Source organism: Streptomyces erythrochromogenes (assembly GCF_036170895.1).
In the GTDB taxonomy this organism is placed as follows: Bacteria; Actinomycetota; Actinomycetes; order Streptomycetales; family Streptomycetaceae; genus Streptomyces; species Streptomyces erythrochromogenes.
Map to the genome: position 1 here is coordinate 2,395,822 of NZ_CP108036.1, position 14,905 is coordinate 2,410,726.

The 14,905-nt window shown below is 72.4% G+C and carries 11 protein-coding genes and 1 riboswitch; of the genes, 3 read left to right on the forward strand and 8 right to left on the reverse strand.

The window, feature by feature from the left end; all coding sequences use genetic code 11:
- Positions 1-17 precede the first annotated feature (17 nt).
- Positions 18-1,304 carry a DUF2254 domain-containing protein gene (locus OHA91_RS10655; protein ID WP_266492233.1) on the forward strand — a complete coding sequence of 429 codons (1,287 nt, stop codon included), beginning with the start codon at positions 18-20 and terminating at the stop codon, positions 1,302-1,304.
- A gap of 9 nt (positions 1,305-1,313) precedes the next feature.
- Here OHA91_RS10655 and OHA91_RS10660 read toward each other — a convergent pair whose 3' ends face one another.
- The 4 genes from OHA91_RS10660 to OHA91_RS10675 are packed head-to-tail and all read right to left on the reverse strand — an operon-like array spanning position 1,314 to position 6,664.
- Entirely contained in the window at positions 1,314-1,964 is a 651-nt protein-coding gene (locus OHA91_RS10660; protein WP_266492231.1) for a thymidine kinase, read from the reverse strand.
- Between the two features lie 58 nt (positions 1,965-2,022).
- A complete protein-coding gene (locus tag OHA91_RS10665) occupies positions 2,023-3,225 on the reverse strand; it encodes an alkaline phosphatase family protein (protein WP_031146526.1) in 1,203 nt (400 codons plus the stop codon).
- Positions 3,225-3,824 (reverse strand): DUF5998 family protein, encoded by a 600-nt coding sequence (locus OHA91_RS10670; RefSeq protein ID WP_030838227.1) that lies wholly within the window; start codon positions 3,822-3,824, stop codon positions 3,225-3,227. The genes OHA91_RS10665 and OHA91_RS10670 overlap by 1 nt, the downstream gene beginning before the upstream one ends.
- Before the next feature lie 50 nt (positions 3,825-3,874).
- Positions 3,875-6,664: a bifunctional acetate--CoA ligase family protein/GNAT family N-acetyltransferase gene (locus OHA91_RS10675; RefSeq protein ID WP_408059162.1), complete on the reverse strand. Its 2,790-nt coding sequence runs from the start codon at positions 6,662-6,664 to the stop codon at positions 3,875-3,877.
- Positions 6,665-6,843: 179 nt separating this feature from the next.
- On the opposite strand from OHA91_RS10675, the gene OHA91_RS10680 reads away from it, so the two are divergent.
- Complete coding sequence (locus OHA91_RS10680) at positions 6,844-7,125, forward strand: HPr family phosphocarrier protein (protein WP_031146520.1); 282 nt, start codon at positions 6,844-6,846, stop codon at positions 7,123-7,125.
- Between the two features lie 246 nt (positions 7,126-7,371).
- On the opposite strand, the gene OHA91_RS10685 is transcribed toward OHA91_RS10680, so the two are convergent.
- The 4 genes from OHA91_RS10685 to OHA91_RS10700 all read right to left on the reverse strand — a co-directional run bounded on the left by OHA91_RS10685 (position 7,372) and on the right by OHA91_RS10700 (position 12,201).
- On the reverse strand, positions 7,372-8,049 hold the full coding sequence (locus tag OHA91_RS10685; RefSeq protein WP_031146517.1) for a GntR family transcriptional regulator: 678 nt from the start codon (positions 8,047-8,049) through the stop codon (positions 7,372-7,374).
- A gap of 208 nt (positions 8,050-8,257) precedes the next feature.
- Complete coding sequence (locus OHA91_RS10690; RefSeq protein WP_031146514.1) at positions 8,258-9,058, reverse strand: M23 family metallopeptidase; 801 nt, start codon at positions 9,056-9,058, stop codon at positions 8,258-8,260.
- A gap of 13 nt (positions 9,059-9,071) precedes the next feature.
- Positions 9,072-9,230, reverse strand: a riboswitch (cyclic di-AMP (ydaO/yuaA leader).
- 215 nt (positions 9,231-9,445) lie between these two features.
- The gene (locus tag OHA91_RS10695) at positions 9,446-10,813 is read right to left on the reverse strand and encodes a M16 family metallopeptidase (protein ID WP_266496774.1); all 1,368 of its coding nucleotides are present in this window, start codon (positions 10,811-10,813) and stop codon (positions 9,446-9,448) included.
- 20 nt (positions 10,814-10,833) lie between these two features.
- The gene (locus OHA91_RS10700; RefSeq protein ID WP_266492215.1) at positions 10,834-12,201 is read right to left on the reverse strand and encodes a M16 family metallopeptidase; all 1,368 of its coding nucleotides are present in this window, start codon (positions 12,199-12,201) and stop codon (positions 10,834-10,836) included.
- 242 nt (positions 12,202-12,443) lie between these two features.
- Here OHA91_RS10700 and OHA91_RS10705 point away from each other — a divergent pair, with 242 nt between their 5' ends.
- Complete coding sequence (locus tag OHA91_RS10705) at positions 12,444-14,900, forward strand: DNA gyrase/topoisomerase IV subunit A (protein WP_266492213.1); 2,457 nt, start codon at positions 12,444-12,446, stop codon at positions 14,898-14,900.
- Positions 14,901-14,905 lie beyond the last annotated feature (5 nt).

The following is a 14,905-nucleotide window of genomic DNA, read 5'->3' on the forward strand; positions in this document are numbered from 1 at the left end:
TCCCGCTACGGCCCCTGATGTCCTGGGCCTCCCGGTTCCGGCTGCTGCAGTACACGAAGGCCAGCCTCTGGATCGTGCCCCTGCTCGGTCTGGTCCTCGGTGTGCTGCTGGCGGAGTGGGCCGTCTCCGTGGACAGCACGGGGTTCCCGGCCGGCTGGCGCTACTCCGCCTCGACGGCCAGCGGCGTGCTCACCGCCATCGTCGGCGCGATGATCGCCCTGCTCGGATTCGTCGTCACGATCGGTGTGCTCGTCGTCCAGCAGGCGACGGGCACCCTGTCCCCGCGCTACATGCGCCTGTGGTACCGGGACCGGCTGCAGAAGGCGGTGCTGGCCACCTTCACCGGGACCTTCTCCTTCTCCTTCGCCCTGCTGCGCACCATCGAGTCGGACTCCGTGCCCGACCTCGGGGTCTCCATGGCCGGGGCGGCCGTGTCCGTCAGCCTGTTGCTGCTGCTCGTCTACCTCAATCGGTTCACCCACAACCTCCGGCCCGTCGCCATCGCCGAACTGGTCGGACGGTTGGGCGAGACGGTCCTGGTCCGCGGGGAGGCCGCGGTCCTCGGCGCCGCGCCCCGCGCGGGGGACCCCGGGACTCCGGCCGACGGCGGTCCCGTCGCGTACGTACGGTCCGAACGCGGCGGCGTGATCCAGGCATTCCACCCGGGACGGCTGACGGCGCTGGCGGAACGCCACGACTGCGTCCTCCTGGTCACCCGCCTGGTCGGGGACTACGTGCCGCCGGGCGCGGTCGTCGTCGAGGTCCACGGCGGGACGTCGGCCCCGGAGCCGCAGCAGGTGACCGGGCTGATCGCCTTCGGCTCGGAGCGGACCATCGAGCAGGACCCCGCGTTCGCGCTGCGGGTCCTCGTCGACATCGCCATCCGGGCGCTCTCCCCGGCCGTGAACGACCCGACCACGGCGGTCCAAGTGCTCAACCAGATCGAGTCGTTCCTCCACACGGTCGGCCGGGCCGGCCTGCGCGACCGCTACGTGCTGGGCGACCGCCACGGCACGCCGCGGCTGGTGGTGCAGGGCCGGGACTGGGAGGACTACCTGCAGCTGGCCGTGACCGAGATCCGCGAGTACGGCACTCCGTCCGTCCAGATATGCCGGCGGCTCCGCTCCCTGCTGGAGGGTCTGCTCACCGCGCTGCCGCCCGGCGCCCTGCCGGCCGTCCGCACCGAACTGGCCCTGCTGCGCGAGGCCGTCGAGCGCGAGTACCCCGACCCCGCCCGTCGCGCCCTGGCCCGCACCCCCGACCCCCAGGGCATCGGCGCCCGCCACCGCCCCGACGCCGACTGACCGGACCGGTCAGGGGCGGTTGACCGGGAGGACGTCCGGGGAGAGGGCGGCCGCGTGGGCCGCGGCGGAGGTCATGTGGCGGCGGTGGTGGCGGCGGCAGAGGACCTCGTAGCCGATCTCCTCCGACGGGCGGTTCACGTCGCCGACGACGACCTGCTCGCCCTCGACGACCATCACGCCGCCGACCGTACGGGCGTTGTGCGTGGCCCGGGCGCCGCACCAGCACAGGGCCTCGACCTGGAGCTGCTCTATCCGGTCGGCGAGCTCGATCAGGCGTTGCGAGCCCGGGAAGAGCTTCGTGCGGAAGTCCGTGGTGATGCCGAAGGCGAAGACGTCCATGTCGAGGTCGTCGACGATCCGGGCCAGCTGGTCGATCTGCTCCGGGGCGAGGAACTGGGCCTCGTCGACGATGACGTAGTCCGCCCGGCCGCCCTGCGAGAGCTCGCCCACGAGGTAGGCGTAGAGGTCCATGGCGTCGGTGACCTCGACCGCTTCCGTGACCAGGCCCAGGCGCGAGGACAGCTTGCCCTCGCCGGCGCGGTCCTGGCGGGTGAAGATCACGCCCTGCAGACCGCGGGCCGAGCGGTTGTGCGTGATCTGGAGCGCCAGAGTGCTCTTTCCGCAGTCCATCGTTCCGGAGAAGAACACCAGCTCGGGCATGGGAAGTACGGACCTTTCGGGTCGTGGGCGGGATCGGGTACCGGGCTGGGCCGGCGGGTCAGGTGCGGATTTCGAGCAGCGGGACGAGCTGTTCCGCCGGGGTCATGGAGCCGTGCATTCCGGCGAGCGCCGACTCGTTCGGCTCGTTGCGCGACGCGGTGATCGCGACATCGGCCTGGGCCGCCGCGACCACGTCGCCGATACGGCCGAGCACGCGCTCGTCGCACTCCCCCGGCGGGCCGAACCAGCCCAGTTCCAGGGCCTCTTCGCGGCTCGCCACCCAGAAGCGGTCGCCGAGCACCTCGCGCCACACGGTCAGCACGTCGGCCTCCGCCCCCGGCACCGCGTACACGTGCCGGGCCCGGCCCTCGCCGCCCAGCAGGGCCACGCCGGCGCCCAGCTCCCAGTCCTCGTCGAAGTCGATCCGCGCGTCCTCGTCGAAGGGGACGTCGACCATGCCGTGGTCGGCGGTCACGTACAGCGCGGTGCGCGGCGGCAGCTGCTCGGCGAGCCGCTGGACGAGCCGGTCCACGTACATCAGCTGGCCGCGCCAGGCGTCCGAGTCCACGCCGTGGCGGTGGCCGGCCCCGTCGAGCTCGCTGTAGTAGGTGTAGACGAGCGAGCGGTCACCGGCCGCGAGGCGTTCGGCGGCCACGTCCATCCGCTCCTCGCCGGTCATCCGGCCCAGGAAGGTGCCGCCGCTCAGGGCGACCTTGGTGAGCGGGGTGGTCTGGAAGGCGGGCGAGGACACCTGCGCGGTCGCCACGCCGGCCTTGTCGGCCTCCTGGAAGACCGTCGGGTACGGCTGCCACGGCTTCGGCGGGGCCCACGGGTGCCAGCGGAGCTGGTTCATCAGCTCGCCGGTGGCGGGGTTGCGCACGGCGTAGCCGGGCAGGCCGTGGCGGGCCGGCGGCAGCCCGGTGCCGACGGAGGCCAGGGAGGTGGCGGTGGTCGCCGGGAAGCCCGCGGTGATCGGGCGTCCGGTGCCCCCGCGCGAGCTGCCGAGGAGGGAGGCGAGGTACGGGGCCTCGTCCGCGTGGGCCTTGATCTGCTCCCAGCCCATGCCGTCGACCAGGAACACGCAGTTGCGGTCGGCCGGGGTCAGCTCGGCGATGGCGGCGCTGTAGCCGGGCACGCCCTGCCCGGCCACGAGCGTCGGCAGCAGGTCGGCGAGCGACCCGGCGCCGTACTCCGGGACGGGGGCGCCGGCCAGGTCGAGCAGCTCCGGCTCGGTCCAGTCCTGCGGTGCGGAGTACACCATCAGCGGGCGGAGGTGGAGGACGTGGCCGCGGTCGCCTCGCTCAGCGCCTGCGCGAAGAGCAGGGTCTGGCGCACCGCCTCCGGTCCGTCGCCGGCCTCGCTGACCCGGAGGCTGAGGTCGTCGGCGGTGGAGTTGCCGGTGTAGCCGTGGTCGGAGTCGCAGTTGGGGTCGCCGCAGGCGGCCGGCTCCAGGTCGATCCGCGAGACCGCGCCCCAGCCGATGGTCAGGACGACCTCACGGGGCAGGGTGCCGGGGGTGTAGGACTCCGGGTTGGCGACGACGCGGCTGAGCACCACCGAGGAGATGCTGGAGAGCTTGACCGACTCGGTGGAGGTCGTCGCGTACGGGGACGGGGACCCGGCGTCGGCGGCCTGCTCGTCGGTGTGGCTGACGATGAAGCGGTTGCCGGTCAGGACCAGCACGGTGACGTGGCGGCGCACCTCGTTGGAGTCGAAGGTCGTCTCCTGGTGGACCAGGTACGACGAGATCGGCTCGCCGCCCACCGCGGCCTCCACCGCCTCGGCCACGAGGGCCGGGTAGTAGCCGCTGCGCTCGATCGCCGTGCGCAGCCCCTGGGTCGTCGTACCGGATTTCGCCATGGGGTCAATGGTAAGGCCCCTCGGCTGCCCTCCTACCGCGCCGTACCCGCTCAGTAACTGGGGAGGGTCCGCGGCCCGAGATCACCGCGGGCGGGCGGATGGGCGACCCGGACCGTGGCGCTGAGCACGGAGATCCCCTCGACGGCGACGACGACCGGCTCCAGGGAGACGCCGATCACCTCGGGATGGTCCTCCACCAGCCGGGACAGCCGCAGGAGCACCTCCTCCAGGGCGGGGGTGTCGACCGGGTCGCTGCCGCGCCAGCCGAAGAGGAGGGGCGCCGCCCGGATGGACCGGACCAGTCCGGCGGCGTCCCGGTCGGTCGCCGGGACCAGCCGGTGGGCGGTGTCGCCGAGCAGCTCGGAGGCGACCCCGGCGAGCCCGAAGGAGAGGACGGCGCCGGCGGCCGGGTCGATCACGGACCGGACGACGGTGTCGACGCCCCGCGGCACCATGGCCTGGACCACGGGCTGGAGCTCGCCCGGCTTGCCCAGCGCGTCGGTGAGCTCCTCGTACGAGCGCCTCAGCTCGGCCTCGTTCGTGAGGTCGAGCCGTACGCCGCCCAGGTCCGCGCGGTGGCGCAGGTGCGGGGCGGTGGTCTTGAGGGCGACCGGGTAGCCCAGGACCGCGGCGGCCCGGACGGCGGCGTCGGCGCTGGGCGCGGGGAGCGTGGGCAGGACCCGGATCCCGTAGCGCGCGAGCAGCTCGCGGGCGTCCCAGTCGCTCAGGGTCAGCACGGCCCCGCCGTCGACGTCCGCGAGCAGCCCGGCGAGCTGGGTCGCGGCGCCGGCCTCGTCGATGTCCTCGTACTCGGGGACCTGCCCGGCGTCGGCGAGGGCCCGCCGCCACTGCCCGTAGCGCACGGCCTCCGCGACGGCCTTCACGGCGCGCTCGGCGGCGGGGTAGCTGGGGATCCGGACCGGGTCGGCGGTGGCGGTGGCCGCGGCGGCGGCCGGGGTCCAGGGGGTGTCCGCGGCGGGGCGGTCCGGCGTCTCGGCGGCGGGTCCGCGGGTCGCGGACAGGGCCTGCACCAGCTCGGCCAGTTCCACGTGCACGACCGCCACCGGCTTGCCGGGGGCCTCGGCGACGGCCTCGCGGAGCGCGTCGGCCAGGTCGTCGGCGAGGGCGTGCTCGCTGACCCACGGAATGGCGTTCACGACCACCGCGTCGCAGTCGTCGGAGGCGAGGGCGGCGGCCAGCGCGGCGCGGAAGTCCGCCGGGGACGCCGCGGTCGTCAGGTCCAGGGGCGGCAGCGGCCGCAGGCCCTGGGTCAGGCAGGCGTCGTAGGTGAGGACCCCGAGGGACTCGGAGTTGCCGAGGATCGCGATCCGGGGTCCGGCGGGCAGCGGCTGCGAGGCCAGCAGGAGGCCGACGTCCACCAGCTCGGTGACCGTGTCGACCCGGATGACGCCGGCCTGCCGCAGGAGGGCGGAGACGGTGTCCTCCGACAGCCGGGTGCCGGGGACGACGTGCCCGGCGGGGGTGTGGCGGCCGCCCTTGGCGACGACCACGGGCTTGACGGCGGCGGTCCGGCGGGCGAGGCGGGTGAACTTCCGCGGGTTGCCCAGGGTTTCGAGGTACAGCAGGGCGACGTCGGTGGCCTCGTCCTCGTACCAGTACTGGAGGATGTCGTTGCCGGAGACGTCGGCCCGGTTGCCCGCGGAGACGAAGGAGGACAGGCCTTCGCCGCGCCGGACCAGCGCCGAGAGCAGGGCGATCCCGATCGCCCCGGACTGCGTGAACAGGCCGGTCCGGCCGCGCATCGGCATCGGCGCGGGGGTCAGCGAGGCGTTGAGCTCCACCTCCGGAGCGGTGTTGATCACCCCGTAGGCGTTGGGTCCGATGAGGCGCATCCCGTACGAGCGCACCTGCCGCAGCAGCTCGCGCTGGCGGGCGAGTCCTGCCGGGCCGCTGTCCCCGTATCCGGCGGAGAGGACGACGAGCCCCTGCACGCCGTGCTCGCCGCAGGCGGCCACCGCCTCGGGCACCCGCTCGGCCGGGACCGCGATCACGGCGAGGTCGACGGGGGCGCCGACGGCCTCGACGGAGCGGTAGGCCCGCACCCCGTCGAGGAGGTCGCGCGTGACGGCCTCGTTGACGGCGTAGAGGTGGCCGTGGAAGCCGCTGTCGCGCAGGTTGCGCAGCGCGGCGGCGCCCACGCCGGCGCCGGAACGGCTGACGCCGACGACGGCCACCGAGCCGGGGGCCAGCAGTCGCTGCACGGAGCGGGCTTCGGCGCGCTGTTCCCGGGCGCGCTGCACGGCGAGGGATTGGGCGGTGGGTTCGAGGTCGAGGGTGAGGTGGACCGAGCCGTCCTCGAAGCTGCGCTTCTGCTCGTAGCCGACGTCCGTGAACACCTTGATCATCTTGGTGTTGGCGGGCAGCACCTCGGCGGCGAACCGGCGGATGCCGCGCTCGCGGGCCACCGCGCCGATGTGTTCGAGGAGCGCGGAGGCGACCCCGCGGCCCTGGTGGGCGTCCTGGACGAGGAAGGCGACCTCGGCCTCGTCGGCGGGAGCGGAGGCGGGCCGGCCGTCGGGACCGATGCGGTCGTAGCGGACGGTGCCGATGAACTCCTCGCCGATGGTCGCGGCGAGGCCCACCCGGTCCACGTAGTCGTGGTGCGTGAAGCGGTGCACGTCGCGGTCGGAGAGGCGGGGGTAGGGCGCGAAGAAGCGGTAGTACTTCGACTCGTCCGAGACCTGCTCGTAGAAGCTGACGAGCCGGCCGGCGTCCTCGGTGGTGATGGGCCTGATCCGGGCGGTGCCGCCGTCGCGGAGGACGACGTCGGCTTCCCAGTGGGCCGGGTAGGACGGGTCCGACTCTATGGTCATGCGCATACCTTACGGCCGGACCGGGCCGTAGAGCGCTCGCGCGGCGCAGTAGGCAAGCCGGTGCAAACCGGTGCAAGCTGGGGAAGGTCGAGGAGCGGCGAGATTCGGGCCGAGGGTCGGTCGGAGCATTCAGGGTGCCGTGAGAGACTGGTCTAGACAACCGTAAGAACCTGAAGGGCATCACCATGGCAGAGCGCCGCGTCAACGTCGGTTGGGCCGAGGGCCTGCACGCTCGTCCCGCCTCGATCTTCGTCCGTGCGACGACCGCTTCCGGCGTCCCGGTGACCATCGCGAAGTCCGGCGGCGACCCCGTCAACGCCGCCTCCATGCTGGCGGTACTGGGCCTGGGCGCCCAGGGCGGCGAGGAGATCGTCCTCGCCTCCGAGGCCGAGGGTGCGGAGGTCGCACTGGACCGCCTCGCGAAGCTGGTCGCCGAGGGTCTCGAAGAGCTCCCCGAGACCGTCTGACCCTTCGGGTTCACCCCGCGCAGCGCGAACGGCGAAGCCGCGACCCCCACGAGGGGCCGCGGCTTCGCCGTTTCGGAGACGGGGAAGTACCGCTCGCCGGAAAAGAAGACCGGCGCCCTCTCGCCGGAGGGCATTTCGCCGCACGACATTCGCCGCGCGACTTTCTGCCCGCCTACAGGAATTCGGCGCAGCGAATTGTCCCGCGCAGCGAATTCGCGCGATTCCATCCTTTGTATACGGCTCCTGTTAATGCCGGCCGCTCGACATGTTTACGGCAGGTTGCGAAGTGCTCACCGCCGGCCGCTGCCGCAGCCGGTGCGCGGCGGCCGCGCGGTCGGCGTGGACCGCGGCCAGCGTCCGCGCCCGCTCGGCGTCCCCGCGGGCCACCGCGTCCACGATCGCGCCGTGTTCCGCCCAGGACTCCGCGGGCCGGACCGGCGCCTCCACCACGAACATCCACGCCAGCTTGTGCCGCATCTGGGTGAGCAGCGCGATCAGCCCGGGGCTGCCGGAGGCCTGTGCGAGCGTCTCGTGGAACCAGCCCCCCAGCGCCCGCAGATCCTCGCCCTGGCCCCGCCTGGCCCGCTCCTGACCCAGCCTGACCAGCCCGCGCAGCACCTTGAGGTGCGCGTCGGTGCGGCGCCGGGCGGCCCTGGCCGCCGCGAGCGGCTCCAGCAGCATCCGCAGCTCCAGCAGATCCGCCGCCTCCTGCGCGGTCGGCTCGGCCACACAGGCCCCGGCGTGCCGCCGCGTGGTCACGAAGCCCTCGGACTCCAGCGTCCGCAGGGCCTCGCGGACCGGGACGCGCGAGACTCCGTACCGGCGGGCCAGCACCTCCTCGGTCAGCCGACCGCCTGGTTCGAACACCCCGGAGACGATGTCGTCGCGAATTGCCGTGCATACCGCGTGCGCAGGAATACGCAAGACCGAACCTCCGCCTATTTCCGACCGCCAGCCCCCGTGCGCGCTCACGCGCACGCATCGACTCTATTGCAGCACAGCATAATTTCGAGAGCGGACAGAAATCCGAAACATTGCGTCGGAGCGCAAAAACACGAAGACCCCGGCTCGGGAGGCGGGGTCTTCGTGAAGCTGTGCGCTGCGCGCTGTGCCCGGTGGGCGGCGCGGAGGGTCAGAGGCTGACGCCGTGCGAGCGCAGGTACGCGATCGGGTCGATGTCCGAGCCGTACTGCGAGCCGCTGCGGGCCTCGAAGTGCAGGTGCGGGCCGCTGGAGTTGCCGGTGGAGCCCGACAGGCCGATCTGCTGGCCCGGGGTGACCTGCTGGCCGACGGAGACGTTCAGCGACGACATGTGGCCGTACTGCGTGAACGTGCCGTCGTTGTGCTTGATGACGACGTTGTTGCCGTACGCACCGCCCCAGCCGGCCTCGACGACGGTACCGAAGCCCACTGCGTGGACCGAGGTGCCGGAGGCGGCGTGGAAGTCGATGCCGGTGTGGCTGCCGGAGGACCACATGCCGCCGCCCGCCTTGTACTGCGTGCTGACGTACGAGTCGTCCAGCGGGGAGACGAAGGTGTTGAGGCGCTTGCGCTCCTCCTCGCGGGCGGCGCGCTCGGCGGCCTCGCGCTCGGCCTTCGCCTTGGCCTCGGCGAGGCGCTTGGCCTCGGCGGCCTTCTGCTTGGCGTCGGCCTCGGCCTGCGCCTTGGCGGCGGCGTGCTCGGCGGCGCGCTGCTGGGACTCGGCCTGGTCCGCGATGTCGCCCGCGAGGTCCTCGGCGACGACGACGGCACCCAGCCCGTTCTCCGGGGCGGAGCTGCTGTGGTTGTCCGCGGCGAAGGCCGGGGCGGCGAGGGAGCCGACCACACCCGTGGTGGCGATCGCGGCGATACCGGCGTAGCCGGCGGTCTTCTTGCTCAGGCGGCTGGAACCACGGTGCTTGCCGGTACCAGCGGGACGACTGCCAAACGCCATGAAGGGTTTGATCCTTTCCTTCCTTCTCGCCTACCGGGTTAGCTGACGGGTTCGGAGCAGGAAGGTCTCCTACGGGCCTCCTCTTGCGAGGGGGTCCGATTCACCCCAGGGACTGATGTGGGTCCCCGGCTCCCCAGGCTCGCGCCTGACGGGGACTCGGCGATCGCTGCCCGGTGCCGCGGGTGCGGCGGGCACAACTGACGGACAGCACGCCCGACGCTAGGCGGATCATCAGTCAATCGCCAAACAGACGCGGCTTTTTGTTGCGTACGCCACACCGCATACAAGCAACCTCACCACTAAACGGACAAAAAGGGGCTCCGGCGGAAAACCGCCGGAGCCCCTTGCGCCCTGAGTCAGTTGCCCGTAGTCCGGGCGCCCGTGGCGTCAGTTGGTGACGACCGTGACCTCACCGATCCCGAGGGCCCGCACGGGCTCCTCGATCAGCGCGGCGTCGCCCACCAGGATCGTGACCAGCCGGTCCGCCGGGAACGCCTTCACGACCGCCGTGGTGGCCTCCACCGTGCCGGTTTCGGCCAACTGCGCGTACAGCTGTGCCTGGTAGTCGTCCGGCAGCTCCTGCTCGACCTGGTCGGCCAGGGTGCCGGCGACCGAGGCGGCCGTCTCGAACTTCAGCGGGGCCACGCCCACCAGGTTCTGCACGGCCACATCGCGTTCGGCGTCGGTCAGACCGCCCTCCGCGAGGGTGCGCAGCACCTTCCAGAGGTCTTCCAGCGCCGGCCCGGTGTTGGGGGTGTCCACCGAGCCGCTGATGGCGAGCATCGAGGCGCCCTTGCCGTCCGCGGTGGAGCGCAGCACCTGGCCGAAGGCGCGCACCCCGTAGGTGTACCCCTTCTCCTCGCGCAGCACCTTGTCCAGGCGGGAGGTGAGGGTGCCGCCCAGGCAGTACGTGCCGAGCACCTGGGCCGCCCATACCCGGTCGTGGCGGTCCGCCCCGATCCGGCCGATCAGCAGCTGCGTCTGGACCGCGCCGGGCCGGTCGACGATGACCACGCGGCCGGTGTCGTCGGCGGTCACCGGCGGGACGGGGCGGGCCTGGCCGGTGTCGCCGGTCCAGGCGCCCAGGGTGTCCGCCAGCACGGCGTCAAGGTCGATGCCGGTCAGGTCGCCGACGACCACCGCGGTGGCGGTGGCCGGGCGTACGTGGGCCTCGTAGAAGGCGCGTACGGCGGCGGAGTCGATCCGCGCGACCGTCTCCTCGGTGCCCTGGCGCGGCCGGGACATCCGCAGGGACGCCGGGAAGAGCTCCTTGGAGAGCTGCTTGGCGGCGCGGCGCTGTGGGTTGGCCAGCTCGTGCGGGATCTCGTCGAGCCGGTTGCGCACCAGGCGGTCGACCTCGGCGTCGGCGAACGCGGGGGCGCGCAGCGCCTCGGCGAGCAGGCCCAGCGCCTTGGCCAGCCGGGAGGCCGGGACCTCCAGGGAGACACGCAGTCCGGGGTGGTCGGCGTGCGCGTCGAGGGTGGCTCCGCAGCGCTCCAGCTCGGCCGCGAACTCCTCGGCGGTGTGCTTGTCGGTGCCCTCCGACAGGGCGCGCGCCATGATGGTCGCCACGCCGTCCAGGCCCTCGGGCTCGGCGTCGAGGGGCGCGGTGAGGTTGATCTCGACCGCGACGACCTGCTGGCCCGGGCGGTGGCAGCGCAGCAGGGTCAGCCCGTTGGACAGCGTCCCGCGCTCGGGGGCCGGGAAGGCCCACGGCTGCGGCTCTCCGGCCTGCGGGCGCGGGTGGAAGGTCATCGTGACGGCTGCGGTGTCGCTCACTGCTCCGCCCCCTCGTTCTCGTCGCTGTCGGCGTTCTCTTCGCCCTCTTCGCCCTCGGCGCCGTCCGCCGCGAGCGGCTCGTAGACGAGCACCGCGCGGTTGTCCGGGCGCAGTCGGGCCGCGGCCACGGCCTGCACCTCCTCGGCGGTGATGTCGAGGACGCGCTGGACGGCGGTGAGGGCCAGCTGCGGGTCGCCGAACAGCACCGCGTACCGGCACAGTTCGTCGGCACGGCCGGCCACCGTGCTCAGCCGGTCCAGCCACTCGCGCTCCAGCTGCGCCTGCGCGCGCTCCATCTCCTCGGCGGTCGGGCCCTCGGCGGCGAACCGCGCGAGCTCCTCGTCGACGGCCGCTTCGATGGCGGGGATCTCGACCCCGCTGGAAGTCTTGACGTCCAGCCAGCCCAGCGACGGCGCGCCGGCCAGGCGCAGCATGCCGAAGCCGGCGGCGACGGCCGTCTGGTCGCGGCGTACCAGCCGGTTGTGCAGCAGCGAGGACTCGCCGCCGCCCAGGATGGTCAGGGCCACGTCGGCGGCGTCGCACTCGCGGGTGCCGTCGTGCGGCAGCCGGTAGGCGGCCATCAGCGCGCGGGCCGGGACCTCCTCGACGATCTCCTCGCGCAGCTGCTCCCCGATGATGTCGGGCAGCGAGCCGTCACGGGGCGGCTGCTTGCCGTCGTGGGCGGGGATGGTGCCGAAGTACTTCTCGATCCAGGCGAGCGTCTTCTCCGGGTCGATGTCCCCGACGACCGACAGCACCGCGTTGTTGGGCGCGTAGTACGTACGGAAGAAGGCGCGCGCGTCCTCCAGGGACGCGGCGTCCAGATCGGCCATGGAGCCGATCGGGGTGTGGTGGTACGGGTGGCCCTCGGGGTACGCCAGGGCCGTCAGCCGCTCGAAGGCGGTGCCGTAGGGGACGTTGTCGTAGCGCTGGCGGCGCTCGTTCTTGACGACGTCGCGCTGGTTCTCCATCGATTCGTCGTCCAGGGCGGCCAGCAGCGACCCCATCCGGTCCGCCTCCAGCCAGAGCGCGAGCTCCAGCTGGTGGGTCGGCATCGTCTCGAAGTAGTTGGTGCGCTCGAAGCTGGTGGTGCCGTTGAGGGAGCCGCCGGCGCCCTGGACCAGCTCGAAGTGGCCGTTGCCGGGTACGCTCGCCGAACCCTGGAACATCAGGTGCTCGAAGAGGTGAGCCAGGCCGGTACGCCCCTTGACTTCGTGGCGCGAGCCGACGTCGTACCAGAGGCAGACCGCGGCGACCGGGGTCAGGTGGTCCTCGGACAGCACCACGCGCAGGCCGTTGGCCAGCCGGTGCTCGGTCGCTGTCAGGCCGCCGGAGCCGGCCTGGGCTGTGGCCGTGTGACCCATGGGCATGTGGTCCCTTCGATCGCGATGCAGAGATTTCCGTCAGACCTGCCACTGTATGCAAGCGCGTCGGCCACCGGATAAGTTCCCGGGCCAGACCTGGGTCGGAGTCGGCGTTGTCGGTCCCTCGGGCCACAATGGTCCGCGTCGTACCCCCCGCCGGACTCCGGCAGGACCCAGCCAGACCCCGCCAGACCAGCCAGACACCCAGCACATCCCATTCTTGGTTAAGGAGCCGCGCAGCGATGGCCCGCCGCAGCACGAAGACCCCGCCGCCGGAGGATTTCGAGGAGAAGATCCTCGACATCGACGTCGTCGACGAAATGCAGGGCTCCTTCCTCGAGTACGCGTACTCGGTGATCTACTCCCGTGCCCTGCCCGACGCCCGGGACGGCATGAAGCCGGTGCACCGCCGGATCGTGTACCAGATGAACGAGATGGGTCTGCGTCCCGACCGCGGGTACGTGAAGTGCGCCCGTGTCGTCGGCGAGGTGATGGGCAAGCTCCACCCCCACGGCGACGCCTCGATCTACGACGCCCTCGTTCGCATGGCCCAGCCCTTCTCGATGCGGCTGCCGCTGGTCGACGGCCACGGCAACTTCGGTTCGCTCGGCAACGACGACCCGCCGGCCGCGATGCGCTACACCGAGTGCAAGATGGCCGACGCCACGTCGCTGATGACGGAGTCGATCGACGAGGACACCGTCGACTTCACCGCCAACTACGACGGCCAGGAGCAGGAGCCGGTCGCGCTCCCCGCCGCCTACCCGAACCTGCTGGTCAACGGCGCGTCCGGGATCGCGGTCGGCATGGCGACCAACATGCCCCCGCACAACCTCGGCGAGGTCATCGCGGCGGCCCGCCACCTGATCCGGTACCCGCACGCGGACCTGGAGGCGCTGATGCGCTTCGTACCGGGTCCCGACCTGCCCACGGGCGGCCGGATCGTCGGCCTCTCGGGCATCAAGGACGCCTACGAGAACGGCCGCGGCACCTTCAAGATCCGCGCCACGGTGGCCGTGGAGAACGTGACGGCGCGCCGCAAGGGCCTGGTCGTCACCGAACTGCCCTTCACGGTCGGCCCCGAGAAGGTCATCGCGAAGATCAAGGACCTGGTCGGCTCGAAGAAGCTCCAGGGCATCGCCGACGTCAAGGACCTCACCGACCGCGCCCACGGCCTGCGCCTGGTCATCGAGATCAAGAACGGCTTCCACCCGGAGGCAGTGCTGGAGCAGCTCTACAAGCTGACGCCGATGGAGGAGTCCTTCGGCATCAACAACGTGGCGCTGGTGGACGGGCAGCCGCTCACCCTCGGCCTCAAGGAGCTGCTGGAGGTCTACCTCGACCACCGCTTCGAGGTCGTCCGGCGCCGCAGCGAGTTCCGCCGCACCAAGCGCCGGGACCGGCTGCACCTCGTCGAGGGCCTGCTCGTGGCCCTCATCGACATCGACGAGGTCATCCGGCTGATCCGCGACAGCGAGAACTCCGCCCAGGCCAAGGCCCGGCTCATCGAGCGGTTCTCGCTGAGCGAGACCCAGACCCAGTACATCCTGGACACCCCGCTGCGCCGGCTCACCAAGTTCGACCGCCTGGAGCTGGAGTCCGAGCGCGACCGCCTGACGGGCGAGATCGACGAGCTGACCGGGATCCTGGAGTCCGACAACGAGCTGCGCAAGCTGGTCTCCGCGGAACTGGCCGCCGTCGCGAAGAAGTTCGGCACCGAGCGCCGTACGGTCCTGCTGGAGTCGGCGGGCACCGCGGTGGCCGCCGTCCCGCTGGAGGTCGCGGACGACCCGTGCCGGGTGCTGCTGTCCTCGACGGGCCTGCTGGCCCGTACGGCGAACGGCGAGCCGCTGCCGCAGGACGGGGGCGGCGCCCGGGCCAAGCACGACCTGATCGTCTCGCAGGTCGCGGCGACCGCGCGGGCCGACGTCGGCGTGGTCACCTCCGCGGGCCGGCTGCTGCGGCTCTCGGTGATCGACCTGCCGCAGCTGCCGGACACGCACGCCGCGCCGAACCTCGCGGGCGGCGCACCGGTCTCGGAGTTCCTCTCCGGGCTGGAGGCGGACGAGAAGGTGGTGTGCCTGACCTCGCTGGACGAGTCCTCGCAGGGTCTGGCGCTGGGCACCGAGCAGGGCGTGGTCAAGCGCGTCGTGCCGGACTACCCGGCCAACAAGGAAGAGCTGGAGGTCATCACCCTCAAGGACGGCGACCGGATCGTCGGCGCGGTCGAGCTGCGCACGGGCGAGGAGGACCTGGTCTTCATCACCGACGACGCCCAGCTGCTGCGCTACCCGGCGGGCCAGGTCCGGCCGCAGGGCCGTCCGGCGGGCGGCATGGCGGGCATCAAGCTCTCCGAGAACGCCAAGGTGATCCACTTCTCGGCCGTCGACCCGGGCCGGGAGGCCGTGGTGTTCACGGTGGCCGGCTCGCACGGGACCCTGGACGACTCGATGCTGTCCGGGAAGCTGACCCCCTTCGACCAGTACCCGCGCAAGGGCCGGGCCACCGGCGGCGTGCGCTGCCAGCGGTTCCTGAAGGGCGAGGACCTGCTGGTGCTGGCCTGGGCCGGCGGCTCCCCCGCCCGCGCGGCGGCGGCGAACGGCGCTCCGGCCGAGCTGCCCGCACCGGACCCGCGCCGGGACGGCTCGGGGACGGCCCTGCCGGCGGTCGTGGCGACGCTGGCGGGACCCGCACTGTAGGGGTT

What these genes read in the sequence shown, in the direction of transcription:
- OHA91_RS10655 (WP_266492233.1), top strand. Translation starts at nt 18, where the DNA reads ATGTCCTGGGCCTCCCGGTTCCGGCTGCTGCAGTACACGAAGGCCAGC.
- OHA91_RS10660 (WP_266492231.1), bottom strand. Translation starts at nt 1,964, where the DNA reads ATGCCCGAGCTGGTGTTCTTCTCCGGAACGATGGACTGCGGAAAGAGC.
- OHA91_RS10665 (WP_031146526.1), bottom strand. Translation starts at nt 3,225, where the DNA reads ATGGTGTACTCCGCACCGCAGGACTGGACCGAGCCGGAGCTGCTCGAC.
- OHA91_RS10670 (WP_030838227.1), bottom strand. Translation starts at nt 3,824, where the DNA reads ATGGCGAAATCCGGTACGACGACCCAGGGGCTGCGCACGGCGATCGAG.
- OHA91_RS10675 (WP_408059162.1), bottom strand. Translation starts at nt 6,664, where the DNA reads ATGCGCATGACCATAGAGTCGGACCCGTCCTACCCGGCCCACTGGGAA.
- OHA91_RS10680 (WP_031146520.1), top strand. Translation starts at nt 6,844, where the DNA reads ATGGCAGAGCGCCGCGTCAACGTCGGTTGGGCCGAGGGCCTGCACGCT.
- OHA91_RS10690 (WP_031146514.1), bottom strand. Translation starts at nt 9,058, where the DNA reads ATGGCGTTTGGCAGTCGTCCCGCTGGTACCGGCAAGCACCGTGGTTCC.
- OHA91_RS10695 (WP_266496774.1), bottom strand. Translation starts at nt 10,813, where the DNA reads ATGACCTTCCACCCGCGCCCGCAGGCCGGAGAGCCGCAGCCGTGGGCC.
- OHA91_RS10700 (WP_266492215.1), bottom strand. Translation starts at nt 12,201, where the DNA reads ATGGGTCACACGGCCACAGCCCAGGCCGGCTCCGGCGGCCTGACAGCG.
- OHA91_RS10705 (WP_266492213.1), top strand. Translation starts at nt 12,444, where the DNA reads ATGGCCCGCCGCAGCACGAAGACCCCGCCGCCGGAGGATTTCGAGGAG.